This window comes from Ensifer sp. CCNWLY38 (assembly GCF_037120565.1).
Classification (GTDB): Bacteria; Pseudomonadota; Alphaproteobacteria; order Rhizobiales; family Rhizobiaceae; genus Ensifer; species Ensifer adhaerens_H.
On record NZ_JBBBBO010000027.1, the window covers coordinates 19,281 to 30,185 of the forward strand.

At 59.7% G+C, this 10,905-nt stretch carries 9 protein-coding genes and 1 pseudogene; 3 read left to right on the top strand and 7 right to left on the bottom strand.

The window, feature by feature from the left end; genetic code table 11:
* Window positions 1-293: 293 nt before the first annotated feature.
* The 6 genes and pseudogenes from V7S54_RS32585 to V7S54_RS32610 all read right to left on the bottom strand — a co-directional run bounded on the left by V7S54_RS32585 (window position 294) and on the right by V7S54_RS32610 (window position 6,795).
* Entirely contained in the window at window positions 294-437 is a 144-nt protein-coding gene (locus V7S54_RS32585; protein ID WP_336409903.1) for a hypothetical protein, read from the bottom strand.
* Window positions 438-641: 204 nt separating this feature from the next.
* Window positions 642-848 (bottom strand): hypothetical protein, encoded by a 207-nt coding sequence (locus V7S54_RS32590; protein ID WP_336409902.1) that lies wholly within the window; start codon window positions 846-848, stop codon window positions 642-644.
* A gap of 1,379 nt (window positions 849-2,227) precedes the next feature.
* Window positions 2,228-2,533 carry a DUF1236 domain-containing protein gene (locus V7S54_RS32595; RefSeq protein WP_336409901.1) on the bottom strand — a complete coding sequence of 102 codons (306 nt, stop codon included), beginning with the start codon at window positions 2,531-2,533 and terminating at the stop codon, window positions 2,228-2,230.
* 521 nt (window positions 2,534-3,054) lie between these two features.
* Window positions 3,055-4,282, bottom strand: a pseudogene (locus tag V7S54_RS32600) (IS256 family transposase).
* A gap of 1,122 nt (window positions 4,283-5,404) precedes the next feature.
* Complete coding sequence (locus tag V7S54_RS32605; RefSeq protein ID WP_336409900.1) at window positions 5,405-6,007, bottom strand: NADPH-dependent F420 reductase; 603 nt, start codon at window positions 6,005-6,007, stop codon at window positions 5,405-5,407.
* A gap of 35 nt (window positions 6,008-6,042) precedes the next feature.
* Window positions 6,043-6,795 (bottom strand): 3-oxoacyl-ACP reductase family protein, encoded by a 753-nt coding sequence (locus V7S54_RS32610; protein ID WP_336409899.1) that lies wholly within the window; start codon window positions 6,793-6,795, stop codon window positions 6,043-6,045.
* 105 nt (window positions 6,796-6,900) lie between these two features.
* Between V7S54_RS32610 and V7S54_RS32615 the strand changes: the two genes are divergently transcribed.
* The 3 genes from V7S54_RS32615 (at window position 6,901) to V7S54_RS32625 (ending at window position 10,534) form a co-directional block, all read left to right on the top strand.
* Window positions 6,901-7,851: a LysR family transcriptional regulator gene (locus V7S54_RS32615; RefSeq protein ID WP_336409898.1), complete on the top strand. Its 951-nt coding sequence runs from the start codon at window positions 6,901-6,903 to the stop codon at window positions 7,849-7,851.
* A 215-nt stretch (window positions 7,852-8,066) separates the two neighbouring features.
* Entirely contained in the window at window positions 8,067-8,552 is a 486-nt protein-coding gene (locus V7S54_RS32620) for a ProQ/FINO family protein (RefSeq protein WP_065376422.1), read from the top strand.
* Window positions 8,553-9,079: 527 nt separating this feature from the next.
* Window positions 9,080-10,534: an ATP-binding protein gene (locus tag V7S54_RS32625; protein WP_065376423.1), complete on the top strand. Its 1,455-nt coding sequence runs from the start codon at window positions 9,080-9,082 to the stop codon at window positions 10,532-10,534.
* A 59-nt stretch (window positions 10,535-10,593) separates the two neighbouring features.
* Here the strand turns inward: V7S54_RS32625 and V7S54_RS32630 are convergent.
* A partial coding sequence (locus V7S54_RS32630; protein WP_336409897.1) for a transposase occupies window positions 10,594-10,905 on the bottom strand: 312 nt, incomplete at its 5' end.

Below are 10,905 nucleotides of genomic sequence, written 5' to 3' on the forward strand. Positions count from 1 at the left end.
CGCTGTCTCGTCAACTTCGCAGTCTCGCGGCAGATTTCGAGAAGTGTTCTTTTTGCATGCTTCGAGTAGTGCCGCAGAGCGTGCTCCGGACCACGTTTTTGGGCGCGGGAATTGCCGTTGCTGAGGTCGCGGGCTTCGTCAAGAAGAACTCTCCGCGCCACGTGGCACTGCCCACGGCTCGAGCGAGGGTTCAGTAGCATCGAGAAATATCGCGATCGCGATCTGTGGGAGCGCATCAACCGCGTCGGCGCATGAGACGCCAAAGCCGCCTAATGTCAGACCCACGGCAACGCCTATCGGCTGCTCTTCGGAACCTCTTCGTCGAACCGGGTCTTTTCGCGCGCGGGGTCGTCGTCGAGGATCTCCTCCTCGCTGTCTTCAGGCAGAGCCTCATCCGGTTCCACGTTGGCCTCGTCGCGGCTGGGAACCGCTGGCACGCGGCCCTCATCCAGCCGGTTCAAGATCCATCTCGGGAGGGCTCGGCCCCCTAGGTTCGTCGGTCACTTTATCCTTCGGATCGCCCCCTGCGTTTCCGGCCGGTATGGGGTCCAGTAGCGGAGGTCTAATGGCACAAAAACGAGGGAGGGGTGCGCACTGGACAATGCGGAGCGGCAAGGGTGTGGCAGCGCAAGAGCTAATCATCACGTCTCACCCTGATTGAGCAACTTCGCCCGAAGCGAGGCCGCGTCGCGAACGCCGCCTTGATACAAATCGGTAAGCCGCACCGCGAGCAACTCAGCGTCTTGGCGGTTCTGAGGCAAGTGCCGTTGCCTCAGAACCTCATCAAACACGGCTTGGAGTTCATCGAGATCGTTGGGAAGGATCACTCGCGAGTGGACGTTGAACATTCCACCCTCCAAGTTAGGAGGCAGCCGGTTCGGGCTGCCGTCACGCCCTGTGGGCCGGGCTAATCGTGGACAAATATACCTTATTTTGGCGCAACGAGGGAGCTCGTCTTGGTATTACTGGGGTTGCTGGTCATCCAACAAAGCAAGCAGCGCGACAACCTCGGCCTGCAAGTCCAGACAAATTTGCTGATATTCGCTTATCAGCTCCTCCCGACGCGGAACTTCTCGCAACAGGTTGTCGAGTGTCGTCGACGCGAGTGCGTAGATATAGCTGATGGTTCTTCGTAGAGCGCAACTGTACCCGATGACAAGCGCGCTCGACCCAAGTGCACCAAGCCCATGTTGGCTCCCCATTCCCGTCTTCACCGCAACATCCCCCATTGTCTCCGACTTAGCCCGAATTGGCTATGCCACGGTGCTTTTGCGCCGTGGATTTAGGGCGCCGCGTCTGGCACGCTGGCCGTTCTTGACTGACCACCAAAGGGCGGTATTGACCATCGTGCTCTGCGGATTCATTGCCGGTCAGTCACCGGATTTTTATAGCAATTTTGGAAACTGTCATGATCACGAGGCGGGGGAGGAGCCGCCTCGGTTCACGAGCGCGGTGATGCCCGGACGTCGACGCTATTCCTGAGCTACCTGCGGCAGGTACACGGCCACATTCCGGCTTCCGTCGCCCGAAAATGCGCCGCCAATGAGTAGGTATGCAAAAATCGCCAGCATCGAAAGCAGCATTACGCCTATCGGCAATCCGATGGATGCTCTCCGCTCAGGCTCGCCATAACGTTCTCTGTGGTACATCGCGAGAGTCTTCCTGGGTCTTTGAGTCGAGTGGCGCCAGAACTGCCCGGAAGGGTCGATGCGGACAGCTCTGGAACCATTATGCGCCCTTGGCTGCAAACGTGGATGCGTCGCCATGGGCCTGAGTGAAATATGTGTCGCCGGGACAACGCGACAACCGATCTCAGACCTTTGCCGCTGGCGTGTGAGACTGAAGTCCTATGGCGGAACTTTAGGGGGGGTCGCGGGTTCTTTTCCGCTACTTCGATCTTCTCCAATCGAAAACGCCTCTAGGCCCCACCTATCACCAAGTCCCTGCGCGGATGGGGCCTACCGCGCCCGAGTTCGGCTTGACGCAGAAGATCGTTAACGACGCGAACCATCCGATAGGATGAATTGCGCTGCTTTGCAGCAGATGTAACATGACAGGTGCGATTGCTAAGCGTGAACGGTCGCACACATCTCCTGAGCCTCTGGCCAGTCAGCAGGGGCTTAGCGAGCCTAATTAGATGGCGGGCGTTCGAGCTCATCGAGAGGGAACGGACGCAAAGCGTCAGAACTGCCCCTTCCCCGGGGGGAAGGGACAGCGCCTGCGACGGTTAGTCGATAACCCGGACGATCTTGCGCGTTCCTGGGTCTACCAGCACCGTTCGGTTGTCAACGACGACATACCGGTATTTGATGTCCGGCGCATCAATCGTGTGCAGTTCCACCGTTTCCGGAACCGTCGAGCCGACATTGAGCTCCACTCCAGGAAGTTTGATGGAAGCAATCGGCTTTTTCTTCACGTATTCGCGAACGACCGTTTCCTGCTCTGGCGTGATAACGACCGTCTGAGCCAGGGCAACGCTAGAAGCACCGACCAGAAACAGCCCTGCGAGGGTGGAGCTGACAAGCTTTTTCATGTTTTTCTCCAGTCTGGTTGTTGTAGTTCCCACTCTCAACGCGGGAACCACCTAACAACCCGGTTGCGTAATTTTCGTTCCGATGGCCAGACTTCGGTCGCATTTGGGGTTCGACCTTAGTCTTCGACCTCGAAAATTGCGCAAGTCGTTGTGGAGTTTCCTCCAAAAAAATGCACTCTCCCGCTGCAATTTTGGGAACAGATGAGGCCGCATGCGGTTCAACTGTGCGTGCCGGCATCCTGCCGGCGAATGGAGAACTCGCATGATCGTGAAATCCGTCGCTGCCCTCGCCGTTGGAGTACTCGCCAGGCCTGCACTTGCGCAGACGGCACCGGCATAAGGGTCCGGAAATATCCGGTCTCGCTCAAAAAGCTGATCAGTGAACTCCCGTAGGTCAGCTAGCCTTGAGGCATGCCTCGCCATTCGGGTTTGGCGCCGGCGCTTCTCCGGTGGATCGCGTCCCGTGAGGTGGTGTAGCAGACGGCATTGGTCGCCGTGCTCTCCGGCATGGACCGGGATGATCAGCGCGCCACGGCGGGCAGGCTGATGAGCGGATCATCGCTCATCTGGCTGATGGTTTCCAGAGTCATGTATCTGGCGCGCTGGACGGCCCATTCATCGTTCTGTTCGAGCAGGAGCGCGCCGACGAGGCGGACAATGGCGTCATCATTGGGGAAGATGCCGACGACCTCGGTGCGCCGCTTGATCTCACCGTTGAGCCGCTCGATGGGATTTGTCGAGTGCAGCTTGGCGCGATGCTCCCTGGGGAAGGTCATGTAGGCCAGCACGTCGGGCTCGGCGTCATCCATGATGGCGGCGAGCTTGGGCACCTTCGGCCGGATCTGGTCGGCGACGGCGCGCCATTGTGTGCTCGCGGCTTGCGACGTCTCCTGGGCGAAGGCGGTAGCGATGAAGGCGGACACGACACGGCGGCCGCTCTTGCCGGCATGCGCCAGCACATTGCGCATGAAATGAACCCGGCAACGTTGCCATGTCGCGCTGAGAACCTTGGTGACGGCCGCCTTGAGGCCTTCGTGCGCATCGGAGACGACGAGCTTGACGCCGCGCAGTCCGCGCCGGGTCAGCTTGCGCAGGAACTCGGTCCAGATCGGCTCGGCCTCGGAGGTGCCGATCTCCATGCCCAGCACCTCGCGCCGGCCGTCTGAGTTGACGCCGACGGCGATGATCACGGCGACCGAGACGATGCGACCGCCGCGGCGGACCTTCAGGTAAGTGGCATCGATCCACAGATACGGCCAGTCGCCTTCGATCGGCCTTTCGAGGAACGCTTTGACCTTGCCGTCGATCTCCTCGCACAGACGGCTGACCTGGCTCTTCGAAATACCGCTCATGTCAAGGCGAATGCGTAGCATTCGTCCGGCCCATCGCCTTAACCAGGTCGTCGACCGAGCGGGTCGAGATGCCCTGCACGTAGGCTTCCTGGATGACCGCCGTCAGCGCCTTCTCGGCCATGCGCCGCGGCTCCAGGAACGAGGGGAAGTAGGAGCCTTTCCTCAGCTTCGGAATGCGCAGCTCGACCGTGCCGGCTCGCGTCTCCCAGTCGCGCTCGCGGTAGCCGTTGCGCTGGGCCAGCCGCAGCGGGGTCTTCTCGCCAAAGGCGGCGCCGGTGGCGGCCCCCACCTCAAGCTCCATCAGGCGCTCGGCGGCGAAGCCAATCATCTCGCGCAGGAGATCGCAATCCGGGGTCTTCTCCACGAGCGCGCGCAGGTTCATCATGTCGTCGGTCATCGATGGTTCCTTCGAATCAGGTTGGTGTCAGCAACCCGACCCTACCGGGGAACTTCGATGACCACCGCTACGCCGCTCGCTCGCTACGGCGCTGTCGAGGGCGCGCTCGCGAGCGGCTTCGCTACCGCCCAGCTACACCACTTGTGGGGACGCGACCCTCCGGTGTCCCGAGGCGGATGTTTGGGTTCATCGGACGTCGGCGTCGAGTCCTGATCGAGACCCTGGCTCCGCCACCAATCGCTGGCCTCCATTACTACCAGCCGGGCCCGCGCACCCTTCACCTGCCCGCCCCACCAAGGGAGTGACACGCTTCGAACACTTAGCAAATGCAGACAATGGCATGAGCAAGTAAGGAATCGAGCTCTGCGCCCTTCAGGCGGAAGCCATTGTTGCCGCGAAGAGCCGCATCTAGGCGTTGCAGTTGATAGATTATCCGATCTTAGAGGCCCATAACGAGAACAAGATCTGTCTCCGAAGCCGGCTCGTACATCAACGGCGACAGGTGACTTTCCCTCGGCGATCCCTTTCGTGCTTCCGCAGTTCGTGCAGCCCTCCGCCGGATCTCCCGCTGCAGTTTTTCATCCTCGGTGGCACTATGAAGGTGACCGGACTGCAGATGCTTGCGGGGTGCCCTGGCCTCGGGGTCGTTCCGCGACTGGTTGTCGCGCAACAGATCCTTTGTAATCTGGCTGCAACGCATTGCAGGCAACATTATCGTCACGCTGGGAGCAAAATCGTTGCTTCATGTTGGCGCGCAGTTGCTCCGTCAATGTCTCGTCCCCGGGTGCAATCCGGCCTTACCGCACGGATGAACACTGGACGATCCACAGGGCGCCGCTCGCATTCGTAGCTGTCGAGGAGGGTTTCCTCGACCTGCCCCTTCAATGCGGCGTCAATGTCCCAGCACATTGAGCGCATCCCCGGGCCCCTCCTCCGATGCCATGGCAGATCGTGCCGGGATTGGCCGTCGAAGGCGGCGACTATGCCTCTGTGTTTGCCGATGCAAAGAAAGGTCAATCTCGGATTGGCTCTTCAGAGAAAACGGCAACACCGCCGTCGTCGGCGAAACGGTTTCAACCGTTCGCCGACGACAGCTGTAACGTGGGATCTGTCGATGCCTCTTCAGCCGAACCTCACCAGATTGAGAGCTGGCAAAGGACCGCCCGGAAACTGGACGAGGTTTCCACCGATCGAGATCGGTCCGAGGTCGATGCCGAAGAAGCCGAGCCGGTCGATCAGCGCGCCGACCTGCGCCTTGGACTGGGCGTTGTCGCCGGAATAGAACAGGACGCGCCGGCCGCCCTCGGCTCGGGGATCGCCGGAAAGCAGGTGCGGCTGCAGGTGATTGAAGGCTTTCACCACGCGGGCACCCGGCACCATGCCGGCGAAGGCCTCGCTGGACAGCCGGCCGTTCAATTCGGCAGGTTTGAACAGCGGTGCTTCGATGGGGTTGTTGGCATCGACAACGACGCGGCCGCCGAAGTCCGGCAGGCCGGCAAGCGCCGCCGGCAGCTTCGACCAGTTGACCGCGACGAGCACGATGTCCTTCGACGCTGCGTCCTCGCGTGTGCCGGCCTCGATGGTCGAGCCAATCGCCGCGACGACGTCCTTCAGGCTTTCCGGGCCCCGACTGTTGGCGAGCGTCGCGCGAATGTTGTTCTTGGCAAGGGCCGTCGCGAAGGCGCGACCGATATTGCCTGCGCCGATGATGCCGATGCTGTTCATGGCGATTGTCCTTTCTGGGTTCGAGTGTCGCGGGATCAGGCGGTCAAGCCGCCATCGGCGACGATGTCCGCGCCGGTAACGAAGGCCGCTTCGGGGCTTGCGAGGAAGGCGACGACGCTGGCGATCTCTGTGGGCTGGCCATAGCGGCCGATCGCCATGCCGGGACCGACGATCTTGGCGACCGGGCCGTCCGCCGGATTCATGTCGGTATCGGTCGGACCCGGGTGGACCGTGTTGACGGTGATGCCCTTCGGCCCGAGATCGCGCACGAGGCTGCGGTTGAAGCCGGTGATCGCGCCCTTGGTCAGCGTGTAGAGCGAGGCGGTCGGGAACGCAGCATAACGTGTCATCGACGAGCCGATATGGATGATCCGCCCGCCCGGCTTCATGCGGCGCACCGCCTCCTGCGTCGCGACGAAGACGCCGGTGACGTTGACCGCGATCATCCGCTCATAGGTTTCGAAGGCTATATCTTCGATCGGCCCGCCGAGGCCGAGGCCCGCATTGTTGACGAGAATGTCGATGCCGCCGAACGTCTCCACCGCCTTCGCCACGGCAGCGCGAACGGCGTCCGGGTTGCCGGCATCGGCCTCGATGGCAAGGGCCCTGCCGCCCGCGGCCTCGATGTCGCCCACGACCTGGGCCGCCTTGTCGGGCGATGCGCTGTAAGTGACCGCGACCGCCGCGCCGTCGGCGGCAAGCTTCTTCGCAATCGCTGCGCCGATCGAGCGCGAACCGCCGGTGACGAGAGCAACCTTGCCAGCGAGGGGATGGGTGTTCTGATTCATTGTCTTCACTCCGTTGGGTTTCGATGGAGTGAAGATGGCCTGTTTATTTCCTCCAGATTAGCCGGTAATGTTTTGATCTGACTTCAAGTGATCGTTGAAGGTTATATGGAAACGCTGGCCAACCTCGAAAGCTTCGTCAAAAGCGCGGAGACCTCCAGTTTCTCGGAGGCCGCGCGGCGCATGGCCCTGACACCGGCCGCCGTCAGCCGCAACGTGGCGATGCTGGAGCGGAACCTGGGTGTGCGGCTATTCCAGCGCTCCACCCGCAAGCTCGTGCTGACAGAAGCGGGCGAACGGTTCCTCCAGTCGATCGGCGGCAATCTTGAAGCCCTGCAAGCGGCGATCACCGACGTTTCATCTGGCGCTCTCGAGCCGACGGGCGTGCTGAAGGTCAGCTTGAGCCCCACCTTCGGCGTCACCCACATCCTGCCGCTCCTACCGGAACTGCTGCGCAGATACCCGCTCATCCGGCCGGAATGGCATTTTGAGAACCGCTCGGTCGATCTGGCCGCAGAAGGTTATGACGCGGCCATCGGCGGGGGCTTCGATCTGGCTCCGGGTATTGTCGCCCGGACATTGGCACCTGCCCACATCATCGCCGTCGCTTCGCCCGCCTATATGGCGAAACGCACGCCGCCAACCGACCCCACCGGGCTTTCGCAATTCGATGGCATCGTGATGCGGTCGCTCGGAACCGGCCGTATCCGTCATTGGGCGATGCGCAACGCGGCGGGAACCGAGATGACGGCGCTTTTGCCAGAAACCATCGTCGTCAATGACCCGGCGGCGATGCGGGAGGCCGCACGGCTCGGTCTCGGCGTGGCCATGCTCGCTGTGCCCGATGTCCTGCCAGAGCTCGAGAACGGCATCCTCGTTCGCCTTCTCCCGCAATGGTACGCAGACGCGGGCGCCATTTCACTCTATTACGCCTCACGGACCCTGGTGCCGGCCAAAACGCGCGCTTTCGTCGATCTGGTGGCGGAGGCCTTCAAAAGGGAACGCCTCGCCGAGCGTTTTGCAGGGAGCCTAGGGGAGCATCGGAATGTTCGAACGTAGCGGCTGTTACCCCAATTCCCGGCTGTCATCTCCGAGATCCGGCACTTCGAAGATAAGGAGTTCGACGATTTGTCCCGCACGACATAGAACGCTCGCAGTGCTTGCGTTCCGGCGTTCAAGCTATAAATCCTCTGGAACCGAGCTGATGTTGTTGGTTCGTGATGTCGAATGACATATCCTGGAGCCATGACATTCCTGGATTGGCTCGGGTTGCGATGCGTCAAAAGTCACCGACGGCAAAATCTCCGCGAGATAACTCCAGCCCGGTTCTGGCACGTGAACGAGAGGTCGCCAAAATCGAGGCCATCAACGCTCTTCTCACTCGGCCGATCGCAGTTCTTCCAGCCAAGGTTGGCGACCCAATCCGACCCTTTGCACTCGGGCTCTGGAATGAAGTCCGCCCTCTCCTGAAACCAGAAATCAGCGTGTCGACACTGCGCAAGGCGATGGCAACCTATGTGCATTCGCGGAGCTATCAGATTGCGGTCGCGCGCCCCGGTTCGGTCCGCCACGACATCAATGGCGCCCAGGTCGGTCCTGTATCAGACGCCGACAGGTTGGATGCACAACAGAAGTACGAAGGCTTCAAGGCGCGCGATGGATCCTGCAATCCAAAGTCGCTACCTCCCCTCCCCACCCCGGCGTCAAAGACGGAGGTGATCCGCGCTGGCCTCCTCAAGCGGAAGGACACCTCGCGCTAGACAAGTAGCAGCCTCCCTGGGCGCCCGAGCAGCAGCCGCAGGGGGATTGCCAGGGCCTTCATTGAGACGGCCCACCACGAAAATAAATCGATGTTCTTGAAGAGAATCGAACCGCAGAACCCGTGCTGGGCTGATTGCCGCATGAGCAGGCGAGATATGCCAGCGAACCGCCGGAGATATCGCCCGCCATTAGAGGCGACCTGCCTCTGGGGAATGAACGGACCGCGAAGAGCCACGTCATTGATATAAAACGTTGTGGCTCACTACCTCTAACCTATTGTTTTCCTTACAGCCGGACAGAGGATAAGCTGCAGATATGACATAAGCGGGATAAAAGCTCGCGACCTAATTTTGCGCCTCAGTGATTCAATTGCAGCTCACCAATTTTTCAAAAGACCGATAAAACCCCAAGCAGAACTTTCCGCGGCATAGCGTTGTTTTCTCTAGAAAATTTCTGCGGATTCTGCTGCTAGCGACGTTCTGAAACGACCGAATCTGATATAAGGGGGATAATACGAGGACACATAATGCCGATCTACGACCCTTGTGCACTTCTAAATCGACTCCTGGAAGAACCCACCGAAAGTGCATGGTTGGAATTCAAGGTCAACAACAAGGATCCACGCGAGATCGGGGAATATGTCTCGGCACTTGCGAATTCGGCCATGCTAGCGGGAAGAGATCGCGCCTTTCTCGTATTCGGTGTGGAAGACCGCACAAAGAGGCGAGTTGGCACTGAGCTCCGTTTGCAGCAACAGAAACAAGGCAACGAAGACTTCACGAACTGGCTGACCAGGATGGTTGAGCCGCGAATACTTATCGAGGTTCTCGACTTTATCTGCGACGGCTTGCCCTATTCCATCGTTGCGGTTGAGCCATCATATGAGCGGCCCGTAAAATTCGCCGGCACTGAATTCGTACGGATCGGCGAAAACAAGAAAAAACTGACCGAGTTCCCTGAGCATGAGCGTGCTCTCTGGATAGCGACAGGGCGGCGACGTTTCGAAACCGCAGTTGCGTCATCAAATGTCACTGCAGATGATGTCTTCTCGATGCTAGACTCGGACCCCGTCTACGATCTGACGGGGGATCCCAAACCGAAAAATCCTCAGGAAATCATTCGAAAGCTCACCGATTCTGGCTTCCTTCTCGACAACCTCGAAGGAAGATTCGACATTACCAATCTTGGCGCAATCATGTTGGCCCGAGATGTCACTCTTTTCCCATCCATCGCAGGAAAGACTGTTCGTATCGTGAAATACTCCGGGCGCGACAAGTCGCGTTCCGATTTCGAGCAAGAAGGCAAGAAGGGATACGCCGTCGGCTTTACGGGAATGATGCGGTTTCTGATGGAGCGGTTGCCGAAGGAGGAGCGCTATACAGATGGCGTTCGGCGGATGGTGCCCCATTTCCCGGAAACCGCCGTCCGCGAAGTGATTGCCAACGCCCTCATACATCAGGACTTCATGGCTACCGGTGTAGGGCCAGTGGTCGAGATCTATGACAACCGCATAGAAGTTACCAATCCGGGCAATTCCTTGATCAGCACCGATCGGATTCTCGATGAACGCCGCTCCAGAAACGAGAAGTTAGCGGCAACCATGCGGTCATTCGGCCTTTGCGAGGAGCGCGGCGGTGGCCTCGATAAAACACTGATAGAGATCGAAGCGCTGCACCTTCCAGCTCCCGACTTCATCTCATCAGAGAATTCTATGCGGGTAGTGCTGTTCGCACCGAAGGCATTCGGCCAAATGTCAAAGGCTGAGAAGTTGCGAGCATGCTTCTTCCATTGCGTCCTACGCTGGCTCACTCATGACTACATGAGCAACGCAACTCTCAGGGAACGTTTTTCACTGGCGCCGGAAGAGTATCAGGCTGTTTCTGCCGTTATTGCTGAGTCAATAAGACTCGGCCGTATCGCACCCGCCGACCCCGACCAGGGTAAGCGGAACGCCAGGTACGTCCCGTACTGGGCCGCTTAAGTCCGGAGCACCAGGCAGCGAGCCCACGGCACATGGTTCCGGTCGATACATGGCCTTTATCAACCAAAGACAGCGACTGCTGATTTGACGATGATGCCACCATCTGGACTTCTGCGCATTTGCCGACCGGTAGCAGTGCGGAAGACCTGCAGCAATTGCAGCGCCGGCGGTACCCGTGACCACATTGTTTTCATGCGTTCCACGCCATTTCGGCTTTTCCGCACAGCCTGGCCAGTCACAATGCGCTGTGACCAGCGGAAACCGATCTCGTGGAAATACAGGTCGGCGTGCTGCGGGCTGATATGATGAAAGACGCCGGCAATTGTGCGGCGGACGCGGGAATTGAAACCTTCGACCGAATTGACATGAAC

Excerpts from the sequence above, each read along its gene's own strand:
- V7S54_RS32590 (WP_336409902.1), bottom strand. The coding sequence starts at position 848 with ATGTTCAACGTCCACTCGCGAGTGATCCTTCCCAACGATCTCGATGAA.
- V7S54_RS32595 (WP_336409901.1), bottom strand. The coding sequence starts at position 2,533 with ATGAAAAAGCTTGTCAGCTCCACCCTCGCAGGGCTGTTTCTGGTCGGT.
- V7S54_RS32605 (WP_336409900.1), bottom strand. The coding sequence starts at position 6,007 with ATGAACAGCATCGGCATCATCGGCGCAGGCAATATCGGTCGCGCCTTC.
- V7S54_RS32610 (WP_336409899.1), bottom strand. The coding sequence starts at position 6,795 with ATGAATCAGAACACCCATCCCCTCGCTGGCAAGGTTGCTCTCGTCACC.
- V7S54_RS32615 (WP_336409898.1), top strand. The coding sequence starts at position 6,901 with ATGGAAACGCTGGCCAACCTCGAAAGCTTCGTCAAAAGCGCGGAGACC.
- V7S54_RS32620 (WP_065376422.1), top strand. The coding sequence starts at position 8,067 with ATGCGTCAAAAGTCACCGACGGCAAAATCTCCGCGAGATAACTCCAGC.
- V7S54_RS32625 (WP_065376423.1), top strand. The coding sequence starts at position 9,080 with ATGCCGATCTACGACCCTTGTGCACTTCTAAATCGACTCCTGGAAGAA.